Origin of the sequence: Pectobacterium sp. CFBP8739, from assembly GCF_013449375.1 — a bacterium.
In the GTDB taxonomy this organism is placed as follows: Bacteria; Pseudomonadota; Gammaproteobacteria; order Enterobacterales; family Enterobacteriaceae; genus Pectobacterium.
Genome location: NZ_JACDRR010000015.1, coordinates 31,898 through 49,744, shown reverse-complemented (window position 1 = coordinate 49,744; position 17,847 = coordinate 31,898). Strand labels below are relative to the sequence as shown.

Here is a 17,847-nt window from a genome sequence, read left to right as displayed (position 1 = left end):
TATTTGGCGAAGTTATTTAGCACTAAGGTGTCGCTTTCATCTCAGGCACAGCAGCAGTCTACATTACCTGATTCTGTTTTTAGTAAGTACCAGGAACTGCGTAGCCGTACCGATCAGAATGAAGTTGATTCTTATATTAAAGATGCCTACGCAACACCACGTCATTCAGGTGAGTTAGTCTCTATTGAGCATTATCCTGATGTATTCAATTCTTATACGGGGGAACGGGTAACCCCCGAATCTGCTGAAAAATTTTCTGAGTGGGATCAGTCGGTATTAGCGGATACAACAAGGATATATTATGATGAACGAGCTAAAGGCACGTCATCTTCAGACATTTATTTAAAAATTCAGGTGCACATGAGCCAGCAACCACAATATTTCCTTAGAAGGATAAACTGGCCGAACCTCGAAGGATAATTTGGCAACAATGATGCTCTAGGGGGTTAACAAAGAGGCAAGGATGTCTGATGAACGAATAACGGATCTGATCTGTTTACAAGGTATTTCACACACCTACCGTACCGGTGTTTCCTCTCAATCGGTGCTGCACAATATTTCACTGTCTATTCCTGCCGGGCAAAGTTGCGCGATCGTGGGTGCATCGGGTTCCGGCAAAAGCACGTTGCTCAACATCATCGGCTTGCTCGATCAGCCTGTCTCGGGCCGTTTACTGCTCGCAGGGCAGGATATGTCTCAGGCAAGTGCTGATGAACGTGCGATCGTGCGTAATCAGGTCATTGGCTTTGTCTTCCAGAGTTTTAATTTACTGCCGCGTCTGGACGCGTTGGATAACGTTGCGCTTCCTCTGACCTACCGTGGCATCTCGCGTCAGGCCGCACGGCTGGCTGCGCAAATACAGCTGGCGCGCGTCGGTCTTGCGGAGCGAACTCACCATCGGCCTGCCGACCTGTCTGGTGGTCAACGTCAACGAGTGGCTATTGCGCGCGCGCTGGTTGGTGAACCTGCGCTTCTGCTGGCGGATGAACCGACCGGCAACCTCGACAGCCAAACGGCTGATGACATCATCACGCTATTGCTGGCATTGAACCGCGAACAGGGGACGACGCTGGTGATGGTGACGCATGACGAAGGCATGGCCTGCCGTATGGCTCGATGCATTCATGTGCAAGATGGTCGCATCCATGAGGTAAACCATGTCTGAACCTCGTTCACGGATGAAAGCGAGTCCAGTCCACTATGGCCCTTCGTTTCAGCAGCGTCTGCTTGAGCCGTTGAACAGCCTTATGCTTCTGGGGCGACGTGCAGTTCTGGCTCTGCTTGGGATTGCTGTGGGGTGCGGATCGGTTGTCGCGTTGCTCAACATCGGGCACAACGCGGAAACCGAAGCCATGGGGGTATTCCGAGGGATGGGCAGTGACCTGCTGGTGGCCACCGTGCAGAATCGGGTGGGCAGCCATGCTACCAACTCGGCTCCGGCAGATTTGGATATCCCGGTGTTGCGACAGCATCTACCTGATATTAAGGCGGCAACGGCGTTAATTATTACTTCCACCGAAGCGCGGCTGCGTGGGCGTTCACTCACTGCCATGGTCGTGGGCAGCCGAGCTGAATTGTCGGACGTGTTAGGGCTCACGCTTGCACAGGGCCGCTACTTGAGTAATTTCGACGAGCAAAGTACCTACATCGTGCTGGGCGCGAATGTTGCGGAACAATGGGCATCGCAGGGAGGCGTCGCCGCTGTGGGTGAGCGCGTGCAGGTGGGCGAATATCTGTTCGAGGTCGTAGGCATTCTTCAACCGCAGGGACACAACCCGTTGGTTCCCGTCTCGGTTGATGACGCTATCCTGATGCCGATCTCCGGTATGCGGCGTGTCATGCCTGCCCCGCAAATTGTTAGCGTGATTGCACGTAACAGCAGCAGCGATACGCTGATGCAAACGGGCTCACAGTTAAAGGATTACCTGTCACTCCTGATGCCGAAACTGGATATCGATGTGCAAATTCCACAGCAGTTACTGGAAGGAATGGCGCAGCAGTCGCGGATGTTTTCATGGCTGTTGGCGGGGCTGGGAGGGATTTCCCTGCTGGTAGGCGGGGTCGGGGTGATGAATGTTATGGTGATGAATGTGTCCGAGCGACGTCGTGAAATCGGTGTTCGTATGGCGCTAGGTGCGCGACCGCGCGATATTGCGGGGCTGTTCTTACTGGAGGCCGTGGTGTTATCCGCCTGCGGAGCTTTGATCGGGGCTGTGTGTGGCATCGCGGCGGCGTGGCTGTTTGTCTTTTTTTCAGACTGGTCAGCTTTTTCACTTTCGGGGTTGTCACTTCCTCTCGGCATTGGCAGTTCATTGGTGATTGGCCTGTTTTTTGGGCTTAACCCCGCGATGAGCGCCGCGCGGCTTGAGCCTGTACAGGCGCTACGCGATGCGTAAATCTATCCTGTGTTTACTGATGCTGTTTTCTGCTTATGAAGGGTATGCGGAAACAGCGTTAAATCCTTCTCAGGCGACGCGGCAGGGGCAGGCGACAATCAGTACGTCGCTGAATGCACAAACGATCGATCTCACGCTGAGCGATGCCATTTATCTTGGCTTGCGCGACAATCGCGCGATCCGTAGCGCCTATCTGGATCGTATCGCGCAGAAATTTGATCTTCGGGTGGCGGAGGATCGTTTTACCCCCAAGCTGTCGCTGACGGGCAGCTACCTTTCCAACCGTAACCAAAGCGATCGTTACCGGCAGGGCAATCTGACACCGACATCAACCCTGCTCACACCTTATGGCACCCGTTTCAGCCTCGGCTGGACCTACCGTCATACGCAGGCTGATAATGCCGGGTTGTCGCGTAACGATGGTGCCAACATTACAGTGATTCAACCTTTGCTGCGTGGCGCAGGTAAAGACGTCACCACTGCGCCGGTTCATATTGCTCAGTTCACTGAGCAGTTAAATCGCCTAGCGCTGAAATCCACCGTTTCACAGACGATTACGCAGATTATCGCCGCTTATCGGGAGTTGTTGCGTTCACAAGAGCAACTGCAAATCGCGCGTGATGCGCTGGCGCGTGCGCGCCAACTGGTTGAGGTCAACCGTGCGATGATTGCCGCAGGGCGTATGGCCGAATTTGAAATTGTGCAAACCGAAGCCGAAGTGGCCACACAGGAACTGGCGCATGAAGAAGCCAGAAACCAACTGGATACCTCACGCCTTGCGCTACTGCAACTTCTTGCTCTGGATTTAAATACGTTGGTTGTGGCGACAGAATCCATGCAGGCGCAGCGCGTGGAGGTTAACGCTGCGCAAGCGTTGAAACAGGCCGAAGCCTCCCGGCCGGCGTATCTCGCACAGCTCATCGCTAACGAGCAGGCGGCGCTCGGTCTAGTGGTGGCCCGTAACGATCGCCTGTGGGATGTTTCGTTGGTTGGTGGCGCGAGTCAGGTGCGTGACCGAGCCGCACAGAGCAACACCTCGCGTACCTGGGAGAACTATGTCGGCGTTCAGGTGGAGATCCCGATCGGCGATCTGAGTACCCGTCAGGCGGAAGTGCAAGCACGGGTTAACGTGCGTAATCAGCATATTCAACTGGATGAAGTCAGGCAGCAGCTTGAACGTGATGTCACCAATGCGGTGCGCGATATCGGTACGCGCTGGCGGCAGTTCGAGATTTCCCAACGCGCACGGGATTTGTCGCGCCGTAAGCTGGAGATTGAACGCGAGAAGCTCACGGTTGGGCGTTCCAGCAACTTTCAGGTGTTGAGTTTTGAGAATGATTTACGCAACGCTGAAAACGCCCGCCTTAATGCGCTGATCAGCTACCTCAATGCGCAAGCGGAACTGGATGAAACGCTGGGCACCACATTACAAAGCTGGGATATCGCACTCAATGATTAAGCATCACTTTTCCTCTCGCCTGCGTCGGCGCCATCTTATTGTCTCGTCGCTGATCCTGGTGCTTGGGCTGCTGATTTGGCTACTGGCAGGGCGCACGAATGAGCAGGAAAAAAGCGCGCTTCAGGGGCAATGGCTTTCCGTTCAACCCCAGTTACTGGAAAACCAGCTAGGACTGGTTGGACGAATTCAGGCGGCGACGCAGACCACGCTGGCCGCGCCTTTTGAAGGCATTATCCGTGAGGTTCTGGTGCATGAGGGACAGCGCATCGAAAAAGGGCAAACGTTGCTGACACTGGATCCCGGGCAAATTGAGATTCAATTGCGTCAGGCACAGGCCGACGTGCTCAAGACGCAGCGCGAGGTACAAACGCTCAGGCAGTGGGAACAAAGCACGGAGGTGTCGCGTGCGCGTCGTGCAGTCAACTCAGCTCGGTCAACGTTTAGCAATACGCAAGCCAATCTTCGGGATACACAGGCGCTCTTCGATCGCGGCATCGTCGCGCGTATGGAAGTGGATATGCTAAAGCAGCAAATTCGTTCACAGGAGCAGGATCTGAATGCGGCGCAGGAGGAACTGAAAACGGTACTGGCGCGTGGGAACGGTGAGGATCGCAAGATTGCAGAGATGGAACTGACCAATGCGCAGGTACGCTATCAGGCGCTGGCTGCGCAGGTCGAGCGGCAAATCGTCAAGGCGCCGTTTAGCGGTGTTGTCGTGAGACCTGCGCAGCCTGACAACGGCAAGCCCGTGGTCATCCAACCTGGTTTACTGGTCAGCCAGGGGACACCGCTGTTTGGTGTCATTGCTCAGGATCGTTTTCAGGTAGCGACGCGGGTAGAAGAGACCGACCTGCATCAACTGCAAGAGGGGATGGCGGTTAACGTGACTGGGGATGGCTTTGCCGGACAAACGCTGACAGGCAAGGTCGCGTCGATTGATATTCAGGCTGATGCTGCGGATATGTCCGGCAGCGGCGCTTACTATGCTGTGGTGGTGTCACTCGATACGCCGTTAGCGGACTTAAGACAAACTATTCGCCTTGGGATGAGCGCGCGGCTGGCTATTATTGTCTATCGTAACGAGCGGGGTATCGCCGTGCCTGCGCAGGCGGTGCGTACTGACGACAATGGCCGTACCTATGTGATTTACCGTCCGACCGCTGACGCCCCGCCAAAGAACATTAACGTGACGCTAGGGAGAGCCGTGGCGCAGGGCATAGAAATCGCCGGATTGGAGGCGGGTGAAGTACAACTCCTTTACTGATTGACTTCAGGATATAGGCGGGTATCAACGTGATACCCGAAGCGTTTGTCTGTAGACTTCACATATCATTTATCTCGCTACCTTCACACTATTCGAACAGTGAATGCGTTTGTACGCCAGCACCCAATATGTGACGGTACGCCGACAAAAGGATTTGCTATGCCTGCCAGCTTTCCATCGTTACGGTTTTATCTGGTTGTTGGTCTGCTTCAGGGGCTGTTATTTGTCACTGCGCTGGAAATGAAAGCCGGTATTTTTCAGACGCAGTTGATCATGACAGCGGCGATTGGCGGCATCAGTCTGCAATGGTTGGAACGTACTCTCTTTGTGAAAAAGACCTGGCTATGGGTCTTCATCTTGACCTCGCTGATGACGGCGATCGGTGGCTGGGCTTTCTATGACAGCGGGGTAGATCAACTGCCTGATTCCTGGATAGTGTGTAGCATCCTCCTCGTTTATATCTGCTGTACGTTTATTGGCTGTTGGACACCCCGTGAAGGGCGATGGCCATCCTATGACGCGCTCTGTAAACATGCTTGGGTCAATATTTTTACTGTGCTATTAGCCTGGCTATTAGTTCTGGTCGTGCTATTGCTGCTTGTACTGTGCGGTATGTTGTTCAAAATGTTGGGATTTCCACAGGTTAACCGTGTGTTCACCCATTCTCGGTTTTATATGCTACTTTTCCCGGTGGTGTTTTCTATCGGCATATATATCGGCATGACCAAAGAAGCGGTCGTCGGACTGCTGCGTGGAATTCTGCTATCGGCTTGCCGCTTCCTGCTTCCGTTTAGTGCGCTGATTACGGTCGTATTTATTTTGACCCTGCCTTTTAGCGGTCTGGAACCGATATGGAATACCGGCCGTTCTACCGTCATTCTTCTATGCCTGATGGGCGTAAACCTCTTCTTGATTAACTGCGCTTCTCAGGATGACAACGAAGGGCGCGCTTATCCTGCCCTGTTACGCGGGTTGGTTAGCGCCAGCGCGCTGTGCTTGCCAGTGTTGGTGGTATTAGCGGGCTATTCCAGCTGGCTGCGCATTGAACAATATGGCCTGACGCCTGCCCGTTTTCAGTCGATCTTCGTGGTAGCGGTTGCGCTGTTGTACAGTCTGGCGATGGTGTGGGCTGTGATTCGCCGCTCTGGCGTTTGGCTGGGGAATTTGCGTACAAGCAATCCGCTGCTTGCCGCGGCCATCTGCGTGTTCATGGTATTACTGCATACGCCACTGTTAAGCCCCGAAGCGTTTAGTGCGAAGAATCAGGTTCAGCGTCTGCTTAGTGGAAAAACGCCGATCGATAAGTTTGACCTGTGGGCACTGCGTGATGAGTTAGGAATGGCGGGGAGGCAACAGTTTAATTGGCTGGCTGAAGAATTGCAGCATGACCGAATACTGGACGCAGTCGGACGTCAGGCGCTGCTCGATCGGTTGAAGGGGAAACCCACACAAGTCCTTCCTGTTCAGGTCGAATGGGTCGGCCCGTTGGAAGAGGGGGTCGAAGGCATGCTGCAGAAGGATAATTTGGGTAATCAATGCAGAGAATCGGCTTGTCTGCTCTTTGCTATTGATTTGACAGGTGATAGTCATAACGAAGTGCTCATTTTCCCTCGGGTGGGATGGGGAATCGGTGCGCAAATCCTAGCGCGTAATGATAAAGGACAATGGCAACCTGTGGGCAGACTGTTTGGCTCAATGGGGACGGAAAAGCTGATTGACCTGATTAAAGCAGGCAAGGTTGAGGTTGTTACGCCACGCTTCAAAACGCTCAGGATTGGTGGCAAGGACATGCAGATAGATACCCTCGAAATGGAATCAAATTAGGTATTGCTTATTGATTCGATAAAGACAACGGATTGGTGATAACGATCACGTTTCTGTACTTTAGCCACATACGAAAACACATGAGGATAAAGTGATGTCAGTAATCAATACCCAAGTTAAACCATTCAAAAACATGGCTTTCAAAGACGGTCAATTCATCGAAGTGACTGAGAAGAATATTGAAGGAAAATGGAGCGTATTCTTCTTCTATCCGGCTGACTTTACATTTGTCTGCCCGACCGAACTGGGTGATGTCGCTGACTATTACGACGAATTCCAACAGCGTGGCGTGGAAATCTACTCTGTTTCCACCGACACCCACTTCACGCACAAAGCGTGGCACAGCAGTTCTGAAACCATCGGCAAAATCAAATACACCATGATCGGTGACCCAACTGGCCAGTTGACGCGTAACTTTGAAAACATGCGCGAAGCAGAAGGTCTGGCTGATCGCGGTACGTTCATCGTTGACCCACAGGGCATTATCCAGGCGGTAGAAATCACTGCTGAAGGTATTGGTCGCGATGCCTCTGACCTGCTGCGTAAAGTGAAAGCGGCTCAGTATGTGGCTTCTCACCCAGGCGAAGTCTGCCCGGCCAAGTGGAAAGAAGGTGAAGCTACGCTGGCACCGTCTCTCGATCTGGTTGGCAAAATCTAAGCTGACACCTCGGAAAATATGACTGTTTTGTCGGGTGCGTTGCACCCGATTTTTCTGGCCCGGTTTTTTGGGGCCAGAACCTCGCACAATTTTGACGTTGTACCACCTTGCCTAATTAAGGACGACCAATGCTCGACAATACGATGAAAGTCCAGTTGAAAGCCTATCTGGAAAAATTAACCAAACCTGTTGAGTTGATTGCGACTCTGGATGACTCCGCGAAATCTGCTGAAGTCAGAACTTTGCTGACTGAAATCGCTGAGCTGTCTGAACGGGTAAGTTTTGTTGAAAAGAATGAGTTGGCAGTACGTAAGCCTTCATTCCTGATTACCAATCCAAATTCCCAAAGCGGCCCGCGTTTTGCCGGTGCGCCAATGGGACATGAATTTACCTCCCTGATTCTGGCGTTATTGCAGGTGGGCGGTCATCCGTCGAAAGAAGCGAAAGAATTACTCGATCAAATCCGTAATCTTGATGGTGCGTTCCACTTCGAAACGTATTACTCGCTCTCCTGCCACAACTGCCCAGACGTGGTGCAGGCACTGAATTTAATGGCAGTGTTAAATCCGAATATCACCCATACCGCAATTGACGGTGGTGTATTTCAGGATGAGATTCAAAACCGTAATGTCATGGGCGTTCCTACCGTTTTCCTAAACGGTGAACACTTCAGCCAAGGGCGGACGAGTCTGGCTGAGATCGTGACTAAAATCGATACCGGTGCAGGTGCCAAACAGGTTGAGAAGCTGAACCAGCGTGACATCTATGATGTGTTAATCATCGGTAGCGGCCCGGCGGGCGCAGCAGCGGCGGTCTATTCGGCGCGTAAAGGCATTCGTACCGGTTTGGTCGGCGAACGTTTTGGCGGTCAGGTATTGGATACCGTCGATATTGAAAACTACATTTCCGTTCCGAAAACGGAAGGTGCCAAGCTGGCGACCGCGCTGAAGAGCCATGTTGATGACTATGATGTCGATGTGATCGACGCGCAGAGCGCAGAAGCCTTAATTCCGGGGGGCGAACCGGGTAAACCGCATCAGGTGATTACCGTATCCGGTGCGACGTTGAAAGCGCGCAGCGTAATCATCGCGACCGGCGCACGCTGGAGAAACATGAATGTACCCGGCGAAGATCAGTATCGTACACGTGGTGTCACATACTGTCCGCACTGCGATGGCCCGCTGTTTAAAGGCAAACACGTTGCGGTGATCGGTGGCGGTAACTCCGGTGTGGAAGCCGCTATCGATCTGGCTGGTGTGGTGAAACACGTTACGCTGCTTGAGTTTGCACCGGAACTGAAAGCGGATTCGGTATTGCAGGATAAAGTGCGTAGCCTGCCGAACGTTGACATCATTCTGAATGCGCAAACCACAGAAGTGAAAGGCGATGGACAGAAGGTGACGGGGTTGAGCTACAAAGATCGTCTTACCGATACGGTGCACGATTTAGCGCTGGAAGGGATCTTCGTACAGATCGGTCTGCTGCCTAACACTCACTGGCTGGAGGGTACGGTAGCCAGAAACCGCATCGGTGAAATTGAGATCGATGCCAAGTGCGAAACCAGCGTGAAAGGGATCTTTGCTGCCGGCGACTGTACGACGGTGCCGTACAAACAGATCATTATCGCGACGGGTGAAGGCGCAAAAGCGTCCTTGAGCGCCTTTGACTACCTGATCAGAACCCGTGCATAACGTCGGCCTGTTGAGGACGAAGGTGGATATATTTGCCATCCTTCTGTTTCTCTGACGACGATCTTAATGTTTCGCGCGGCGATGCTTCATAGGAAGTGTCGCCGTGTTTTTGTTTTTGATCGTAAAATTTTTCTTTCGATCGTAAAAAGTAGCTCTCAGCCCTTGCTAAAGGACAATAAGAAATTCATAATGCTCGCCGCTTTGTGCTGCTGCCCATTTTTTACTGTCAACATGGCACCCTATTTCGAGCACAAGCGTTACCTCAATTCACATCATTTTTTATCGGTTAATACAAAAAATCATATTCTTCTTAACAGACTTATCCACAGGTTGTGGCTTGGTTATTTATTAATCACGCTATGTTGTTGATGAGATACTGTAGCGTATCTTATTGATATCTATTCATAAATTTTACTTATAAAACGCGATAACTATCGCTTGTACTTTTTGTGACAGTTGATTGGCAACGGTTTTTTTTATTTATTCACAGCGCGTGCGACAAACGGATGACGCCGATTTGCGCGACTCACGCATCACGCGGTAATCCTTTCTCTACTGCACGAATAAGTCGTTTTTTCTGTGTAGACTGGACGTCAATTTCCACCGACGCACGGCGTTCCAACTGCTGACGCACCGCCCAGTGGATATGTTCATCCAACAGTTCGCTTTCACCCAGACGGGCTTGCAGAGCTAACACAATACTATCCTGATAGGGAGCATTTCCCAGCGCGACGGCAATATTACGTAGCCAGCGGAGATGACCAATGCGCCTTATCGGCGACCCTTCCGTAATCCGCAGAAATTTCTCTTCATTCCAGCCGAATAGCGCCAGTAGCTCGGGTGTGTGCAGCGCGGCACGTGGGCTGAAATCCGCCTCGTCGGTAAGTTGCGAAAACCGATTCCACGGGCAAATAAGCTGGCAGTCATCGCAGCCGTAGATGCGATTACCCATTAGCGGACGAAATTCTTCAGGAATCGGGCCTTCTAATTCGATAGTCAGATAGGAAATACAGCGGCGGGCATCGACGGTATAAGGTGCGACAATTGCGCCTGTAGGGCAGGTGGTCATGCAGGCGACGCAGCGGCCGCATTGTTCTTCCTGCGGCCGATCGACGGGTAGGGGTAAATCGATCAGCAGCTCGCCGAGAAAGAACCAGGAACCTGCTTCTCTGTTGAGAATTAGTGAGTGTTTACCAACCCAACCAAGCCCAGCTTTTGCCGCTAACGGGCGCTCCATGATGGGCGCGGAATCGACAAAGGGGCGAAAATTCAGTTCACCGCAATATTCCTGAATCTGATCGCCGAGTTTTTTCAACCGCTGACGTAACAGCTTGTGGTAATCGCGGCCCAGAGCATAACGGCTAACGTAGCCAAGTTCTGGGTTTTTTAAGGTACTGGCGAATGCGGCTTTGGCGGGCAGGTAATTCATACGAACGCTAATGACGCGCAGTGTACCGGGCAGCAGCTCATGCGGACGCGCGCGCAGCATGCCGTGGCGCGCCATCCAGTCCATTTCTCCGTGGTATTGCTTATCCAGCCAGTCCTGAAGCCGAGGTTCTTCTACGGACAAATCGGTATCGCAGATACCGATCTGCTGGAATCCCAATGCCTGTCCCCATTGCTTGATGTGTTGCGCTAATTCGTTGAGATCGTAGGGGTATGACATGATGGACCACAGAAATAAACAAGACGTGCAGATGTTACCATATTCGCGCCACAGAGCCGATGCTTGCTGAGATGTGCGGAATGCTGGCGGTCGTTTAGGTTGCTTGCTAATTTTAAGTCATTGTAATGAAAACTAAGAGTAAATGATGACGGAGAACATTCGCAAGCGAGAAGATGCGCTACCTGATTCGGTGTTTTACGCCGAGTGGGTTCGCCGCGAAGAAGCCAGAGCGGCGCGCGAGTCAGGGCTTTCACTGTGGGAACTCATGCAGCGTGCAGGAGAAGCCGCATTTCAGGTGGCTCGCGAATGCTATCCCTCGGCTCGACGTTGGCGAGTGCTGGCTGGACACGGCAATAACGGCGGCGATGGATATGTGGTCGCCAGTTTGGCACTGGCGGCGGGTATTGACGTGGATGTTGTTGCCTGTACCAGCGACAAACCGTTGCCCGATGAGGCTCGCCTTGCTCGCCAACGCTGGCTTGAGCAGGGCGGCTGTGTTCAGGATGTGAATACGCAGGATGCTGGTACACCGTGGCCGGAAGGGATCGATCTCATCGTTGATGGTCTGCTCGGCACTGGGTTTTCCGCCGCACCGCGCGCACCTTATGCCGCGTTAATGACGCAGGCGAATACTTATCCCGCCCCCATCGTTTCACTGGATATTCCCTCTGGCTTACATGCCGAAACGGGTGCCTGTGCTGGCGTGGCGATCTGTGCGGCACAGACGGTGACGTTTATCGCGCTGAAACTGGGGTTACTGACGGGTCGTGCACGTGAACAAGTTGGGACATTACATTACCACTCGCTAGGCTTACAACCATGGCTGGATGACCAAATTGCACCGATACGGCGACTGACTGCGGCGCACCTTGCCGAATGGCTGTCTCCGCGACCCGCCGGACAGCATAAAGGCGATAACGGCAGACTGCTGGTGGTGGGTGGTAACGCCGGTTTCGGTGGCGCGGTATTGATGGCTGCTGATGCGGCGTTACACAGCGGTGCAGGCTTGGTGCGAGTGCTTACTCACAAGCAGTATCAATCGACATTTCTGATAGCCCGACCTGAGCTGATGGTGCAGGAAATGACGACCGATACCCTGCGGCAAGGGCTGGAATGGGCGGATGTCGTCGTGATTGGACCCGGTTTAGGACAGGATGAATGGGGTAAAAATGCACTGCGTCTGGCAGAAAATTGTAACAAACCCATGTTATGGGATGCGGATGCGCTTAACCTGCTGGCAATCAATCCGCATAAGCGGCAGAATCGCGTGCTGACACCTCACCCCGGTGAGGCGGCGCGTTTACTAAATTGTCGCATCTCTGATATTGAAAGTGATCGCTTACTTGCAGCGACAAGGTTGGCAAAACGCTATGGTGGCGTTGTCGTGTTAAAAGGCGCGGGAACGCTCATCGTCAGCGAGCGGGACGAGGTTGCCATTGCTGATGTGGGTAACCCCGGTATGGCGACAGGTGGTATGGGTGATGTGCTGTCAGGTATTGTCGGCGGTTTGCTGGCACAAAAGCTCTCGCTGTATGATGCCGCTTGTGCCGGGTGTGTCGTACACGGTGCTGCGGCCGATGGGTTGGCGGCGCGACGCGGCACTCGGGGTATGCTGGCAACCGATTTACTGCCTGTGCTGTTCCAGTATGTTAATCCGAGCTGATGTTTTTAGAGCCGATGTTTTTAGAATCGATGTTTTTAGAATCGATGTTTTTAGGACTGATGTTGTTAGAACAATAGAATGAAAAAAATAGTCTTACTTCTGCCGGATGAGGCAGCCACCATCTCGTTAGGTACGGCGCTGGCGCAAGCCTGTGACGGCGCTTGTGTTATCCACCTTTATGGCGATCTTGGCGCGGGGAAAACGACGTTTAGCCGTGGGTTCCTACAGGCGCGAGGTCATCAGGGCAATGTCAAAAGCCCCACTTATACGCTGGTAGAGCCTTATACGTTATCGCCGCTGGCGGTCTACCACTTTGATCTCTATCGACTGGCCGACCCGGAAGAGTTGGAGTTTATGGGGATCCGTGATTATTTAACGCAGGATGCCATTTGTCTGATTGAATGGCCGCAACAGGGTGCAGGCGTGCTGCCCGATGCGGATATCGAACTGCATTTGCGCTATCAGGATCAGGGCAGACAGGCTGAACTGTCTGCTGTCTCTGCGGTGGGAGACGCGATGTTGCAACGTTTTTCTCTCCAGCCAGGAACAACAGAATCATGATGAGTCGTATGGTTACGCTGTTCATCGGCGTGTGGCTGTTGCTGGCGGGGTCGGCGTGGGCCGCTAATCTGTCGGACATTAAGGTGGACAACGCCTCAGGCCAGGCCACGGTGCGCCTGAGCTTTAGCGGTCAGCCTATTTATGCTTTTTTCCCGCTGAGTAATCCTGCCAGAGTGGTGATTGATATTCGTCAGACTGGCGTCATTCAGGGGCTGCCTTTGGACTTCAGCGGGCAAAATCTGATTAAGCGTGTGCGCACCAGCAATGCGCAGGACGCACAAAGCCTGCGTTTGGTGCTGGATTTGACCCAGACGGCTAAAACGCGAGCGGTGACGCAAAAAGAAGGAGCGGGTTACGTTGTGGTTTTCACCATCATGGGTGATAAAGCAAAAACGGTGCAAGCCTCAGCGCCTCTGGCTTCACGACAGCAGAATAGCACACCGGTAGAACCCGCCAGCAATCCGTTTACCAACAAGCCGACTGTAGCCGTCAATAGCAGTTCGTCATCAGCCCGCATGCAAGCTCGGCAGGGGAATGAACGCGTTGTGGTCGCGATTGATGCCGGTCACGGCGGACAAGATCCTGGTGCGATTGGCATGAACGGGCTGCGGGAGAAAAATGTCACTATTGCTATCGCCCGTAAGTTACAAGTCTTACTGAATAACGATCCCGGTTTTAAAGGTGTGCTGACGCGTGACGGCGACTACTTTATTTCTGTCATGGGGCGCTCGGACGTGGCGCGTAAGCAGGGCGCTAACCTGTTAGTGTCGATTCACGCCGATGCGGCGCCGAACCGCAATGCCAAAGGCGCGTCCGTTTGGGTGCTGTCCAACCGCCGTGCGAACAGTGAAATGGCAAACTGGCTGGAACAGCATGAGAAGCAATCTGAACTGCTGGGTGGAGCTGGCGATCTGTTAGCGAACAGCAGTGCCGATCCTTACCTGAGTCAAGCGGTACTGGACCTGCAATTTGGTCACTCTCAGCGGGTCGGGTATGACGTGGCAACCAAGGTACTGCGTGAACTCCAGCGCGTCGGGGGGCTGCATAAACGACGCCCTGAGCACGCCAGTTTAGGGGTGTTGCGCTCGCCGGATATTCCCTCTTTACTGGTGGAAACCGGATTTATCACCAATGTCTCGGAAGAGCGGCTGTTGGGAAGTAACGATTATCAGGAAAAAATCGCCAATGCGATTTATCAGGGGCTGAGGGGGTACTTCCAGACGTACCCGATGCAATCTCTCCCAAAGCAGGAAAGCCGCCCACTACAGTCGGCGGCAAATGATACCGCAACGTCGAGTGATAACGTCAGCACGGCAAAGGCGACAGCAGGCAGCACGCGTCATACCGTTGCACGCGGTGAAACACTTTCTTCCATTGCTCGGCGTTATGGCGTCAGCCTCGCGGCCATGCGCGATGTGAATAAGCTAAACAAAGACATCGTCTGGGTTGGACAGCGCCTGAATATTCCGGCGACAGGGACGAAACAGACGGCATCAACGCCCGCGCCCAAAAAGGCCGCGCCGGTGAAGCATAAGGTCGTAAGGGGTGATAGCCTAAGTGCGATCGCTGCCCGTTACGGTGTCAGCATGAAAGATATCCAGCAAGCGAATAATATGCGCTCCGGGACGGTACAACTGGGGCAAACGCTGATTATTCCGTCCGCTTGATGCTTTATGCTGACGATGTCGATAGATTGAAGATTGTAAGAGGGATACGCCATGCCGATTCAGGTGTTGCCACCGCAGTTGGCTAACCAGATCGCCGCCGGAGAAGTGGTTGAGCGTCCGGCTTCGGTCGTGAAGGAACTGGTGGAAAACAGTCTGGATGCGGGGGCAACTCGGATTGATATCGACATCGAGCGCGGTGGTGCGAAGCTGATTCGTATTCGTGACAATGGCTCGGGCATCGGAAAGGATGAATTAACGCTCGCGCTGGCTCGTCATGCGACCAGCAAAATTGCGACGCTCGACGATCTGGAAGCGATCGTCAGCATGGGGTTTCGCGGCGAAGCGTTGGCGAGTATCAGTTCTGTCTCCCGCTTAACGCTGACTTCACGCACCGCCGAACAATCCGAAGCCTGGCAGGCCTACGCCGAAGGGCGTGATATGGCCGTGACGGTCAAACCTGCCGCCCATCCTGTCGGCACTACGCTGGAAGTGCTGGATCTGTTTTATAACACGCCCGCCCGCCGTAAATTTATGCGCACCGAAAAAACTGAATTCACCCATATTGATGAGGTGGTGCGACGCATTGCGCTGGCGCGTTTTGATGTCGCCATTACGCTGCATCATAACGGTAAGTTGATGCGGCAGTACCGTGCGGCAGCGGATAAAAGCCAGCATGAACGTCGGTTAGGCAGCATTTGCGGTGCGACTTTCTTGCAACATGCGCTGGCGGTGTCATGGCAACACGGCGATCTCACCATTCATGGCTGGGTGGCCGATCCGGTTGGCGCGAAACAACTGCCTGATATGCAGTATTGCTACGTGAACCAGCGCATGATGCGCGATCGGCTCATCAATCACGCCATCCGACAGGCTTATCAGGATCAGCTTAGCGACGAGCAACAGCCCGCTTATGTTTTGTATCTGGAGATCGACCCGCATCAGGTTGATGTGAATGTGCATCCTGCCAAGCATGAAGTTCGGTTCCATCAGGCTCGGCTGGTGCATGACTTTATCTATCAGGCGGTGATGTCCGTTCTGCAACAAGCATCTGCACCGGGGCTTGGCATGATGGAGCCGGAGACTGGGAAACCCGTGCAATGGCAGCAGGAAAATCGTCCCGCCGCTGGCGAAAATCACTTTGCTCAGCCGTCGCGTACCGATAGCTCGCCGTCGTATGGCGGGAAAACGCCGCGCGCGGGCCATGCCGGTCAGGCGAGAGAAACAGCCTATTCCGGCTATCAACCGGAAAATCCGTACCAGAAAAAGCAGGGCGATCTGTATAAGACGCTGCTGCAACCGGCTGATAACGCGGCAAGTGCACCAATCCCGTCTGGTGAGCGCGTTTCTGTACCGGCGAATCGCATTATGCCGCCAGATGCGGCGGTACCGTCGACAGCATCACATGATTCCCCTCCACATCGAACCGCGCCGGACACGACCGTCAGTAATAATAAGTCACGTGCGCTCGTTGAGTCGCCGCTGGAAAGCCAACCGAATGGTTTTGGCCGAGTATTGACGGTTTATCCGCCGTGCTACGCGCTGCTGGAGTACCATAAGGGGCTGGCGATGCTGTCTCTTGCCGTTGCTGAGCGCTATTTGAAAGCGGTGCAACTGACACCGTCGGAAGAGGGGCTGCGGGCGCAGCCGTTGCTGATTCCGCAGCGTTTGATGTTGAGTAAATCTGAGCTGAGCGTGTTGTCTTCACATCACGCTTTGCTGGCGCGTTTTGGTATTGATGTACTTGTTGAGTCACAGCGTGCGACGCTGCGGGCCGTACCTTTACCATTGCGCCAACAAAATTTACAAAACTTGATCTCCGAACTGATAGGCTATCTGGCCAACTATCAGACGGTTGAGACGCAGCAGGTGGAACCTGGTGAGTTAGCATCGTGGATGGCAACGCGATTGCAGAGTGAGCAGGAAAGCTGGAGCCATTCTCAGGCCATACAATTACTGGCGGATGTCGAGCGGCTTTGTCCGCAGTTGGCGAAAGCGCCGCCGTCTGAACTTTTATCTATGATGGACATCGATGATGCCATCAAGGCTTTAAAGCATGAGTGATGTAGAAAACGCGTCGTTGCCACCCGCCATTTTTATCATGGGGCCAACGGCGTCAGGAAAAACGGCATTGGCAATGGCGTTACGAGAATATTTGCCGGTAGAGTTGATTAGCGTCGATTCCGCCCTCATCTATAAAGGCATGGATATCGGGACAGCAAAACCGAGTGCGGAAGAGCTTGCACAGGCACCGCATCGGTTAATCGACATTCTCGATCCGGCGGAATCCTATTCTGCGGCCGATTTTCGCCGTGATGCGCTACGCGAGATGGCAGACATTACCGCTGCCGGGCGCATTCCCCTTCTGGTTGGGGGGACGATGCTGTATTTCAAGGCGCTGCTGGAGGGGCTTTCTCCGCTGCCGCCAGCCGATGCTGCCGTGCGCCAGCGCATTGAAGAGCAGGCAAAAGAAATCGGCTGGGAAGCGATGCATCGGCAGCTCAGTGAGATCGATCCGGTAGCAGCAATTCGGATTCATCCAAATGATCCGCAGAGACTCTCGCGAGCACTGGAAGTTTTTTTCGTTTCAGGTAACACTTTAACTGAACTGACAAAAACGTCTGGCGACGCGCTGCCCTATCAGGTTCATCAGTTTGCTATCGCCCCGGCGACGCGTGAATTGTTGCATCAGCGAATTGAACAGCGTTTTCACCAGATGTTGGCGGCGGATTTTGAGAGAGAAGCTCGGTTATTATTTGCCCGGCAGGACCTTCATACGGATATGCCCTCTATTCGTTGCGTTGGTTATCGCCAGATGTGGTCATATTTATCCGGTGAAATTGATTACGATGAAATGGTTTATCGGGGAATTTGTGCGACGCGTCAGCTCGCGAAACGGCAAATGACCTGGCTACGCGGTTGGGATGATGTCTGCTGGCTGGATAGCGAAAAACCAACTGAAGCACTGAACAAGGTAATCGAGGTTGTTAGTGCATAGGTT

The 17,847-nt window shown here is 53.3% G+C and carries 14 protein-coding genes; 13 read left to right on the top strand and 1 reads right to left on the bottom strand.

The genetic code is table 11. The features are described from left to right. The 8 genes from H0247_RS13365 to ahpF form a co-directional block, all read left to right on the top strand. On the top strand, positions 1–420 hold a 420-nt coding region (locus H0247_RS13365; RefSeq protein ID WP_180742976.1), incomplete at its 5' end, for a hypothetical protein. 43 nt (positions 421–463) lie between these two features. After that, the gene (locus tag H0247_RS13360; protein WP_180742975.1) at positions 464–1,165 is read left to right on the top strand and encodes an ABC transporter ATP-binding protein; all 702 of its coding nucleotides are present in this window, start codon (positions 464–466) and stop codon (positions 1,163–1,165) included. Then, positions 1,158–2,396, top strand: a complete 1,239-nt coding sequence (locus H0247_RS13355; protein WP_180742974.1) for an ABC transporter permease — start codon at positions 1,158–1,160, stop codon at positions 2,394–2,396. The genes H0247_RS13360 and H0247_RS13355 overlap by 8 nt, the downstream gene beginning before the upstream one ends. Next, positions 2,389–3,855: a TolC family protein gene (locus tag H0247_RS13350; RefSeq protein ID WP_180742973.1), complete on the top strand. Its 1,467-nt coding sequence runs from the start codon at positions 2,389–2,391 to the stop codon at positions 3,853–3,855. Before H0247_RS13355 ends, H0247_RS13350 begins: the two co-directional genes overlap by 8 nt. Then, complete coding sequence (locus H0247_RS13345; RefSeq protein ID WP_180742972.1) at positions 3,848–5,119, top strand: efflux RND transporter periplasmic adaptor subunit; 1,272 nt, start codon at positions 3,848–3,850, stop codon at positions 5,117–5,119. The genes H0247_RS13350 and H0247_RS13345 overlap by 8 nt, the downstream gene beginning before the upstream one ends. A gap of 159 nt (positions 5,120–5,278) precedes the next feature. Then, positions 5,279–6,943 carry a DUF4153 domain-containing protein gene (locus H0247_RS13340; protein ID WP_180742971.1) on the top strand — a complete coding sequence of 555 codons (1,665 nt, stop codon included), beginning with the start codon at positions 5,279–5,281 and terminating at the stop codon, positions 6,941–6,943. Positions 6,944–7,037: 94 nt separating this feature from the next. After that, a complete protein-coding gene (gene ahpC, locus H0247_RS13335; protein ID WP_010287114.1) occupies positions 7,038–7,601 on the top strand; it encodes an alkyl hydroperoxide reductase subunit C in 564 nt (187 codons plus the stop codon). 128 nt (positions 7,602–7,729) lie between these two features. Next, the gene (gene ahpF / locus H0247_RS13330) at positions 7,730–9,292 is read left to right on the top strand and encodes an alkyl hydroperoxide reductase subunit F (RefSeq protein WP_180742970.1); all 1,563 of its coding nucleotides are present in this window, start codon (positions 7,730–7,732) and stop codon (positions 9,290–9,292) included. A 526-nt stretch (positions 9,293–9,818) separates the two neighbouring features. On the opposite strand, the gene queG is transcribed toward ahpF, so the two are convergent. After that, the gene (queG, locus tag H0247_RS13325; RefSeq protein ID WP_180742969.1) at positions 9,819–10,958 is read right to left on the bottom strand and encodes a tRNA epoxyqueuosine(34) reductase QueG; all 1,140 of its coding nucleotides are present in this window, start codon (positions 10,956–10,958) and stop codon (positions 9,819–9,821) included. A gap of 145 nt (positions 10,959–11,103) precedes the next feature. Between queG and nnr the strand changes: the two genes are divergently transcribed. The 5 genes from nnr to miaA all read left to right on the top strand — a co-directional run bounded on the left by nnr (position 11,104) and on the right by miaA (position 17,844). Next, a complete protein-coding gene (gene nnr / locus H0247_RS13320; protein ID WP_255433972.1) occupies positions 11,104–12,621 on the top strand; it encodes a bifunctional ADP-dependent NAD(P)H-hydrate dehydratase/NAD(P)H-hydrate epimerase in 1,518 nt (505 codons plus the stop codon). Positions 12,622–12,699: 78 nt separating this feature from the next. Further along, positions 12,700–13,182 carry a tRNA (adenosine(37)-N6)-threonylcarbamoyltransferase complex ATPase subunit type 1 TsaE gene (gene tsaE / locus H0247_RS13315; protein ID WP_180742967.1) on the top strand — a complete coding sequence of 161 codons (483 nt, stop codon included), beginning with the start codon at positions 12,700–12,702 and terminating at the stop codon, positions 13,180–13,182. Continuing rightward, positions 13,179–14,849 (top strand): N-acetylmuramoyl-L-alanine amidase AmiB, encoded by a 1,671-nt coding sequence (gene amiB, locus H0247_RS13310; protein ID WP_180742966.1) that lies wholly within the window; start codon positions 13,179–13,181, stop codon positions 14,847–14,849. The genes tsaE and amiB overlap by 4 nt, the downstream gene beginning before the upstream one ends. A 51-nt stretch (positions 14,850–14,900) precedes the next feature. Further along, positions 14,901–16,910 (top strand): DNA mismatch repair endonuclease MutL, encoded by a 2,010-nt coding sequence (gene mutL, locus H0247_RS13305; protein WP_180742965.1) that lies wholly within the window; start codon positions 14,901–14,903, stop codon positions 16,908–16,910. Further along, positions 16,903–17,844 carry a tRNA (adenosine(37)-N6)-dimethylallyltransferase MiaA gene (gene miaA / locus H0247_RS13300; RefSeq protein ID WP_180742964.1) on the top strand — a complete coding sequence of 314 codons (942 nt, stop codon included), beginning with the start codon at positions 16,903–16,905 and terminating at the stop codon, positions 17,842–17,844. Before mutL ends, miaA begins: the two co-directional genes overlap by 8 nt. The last annotated feature ends 3 nt before the right edge of the window (positions 17,845–17,847 follow it).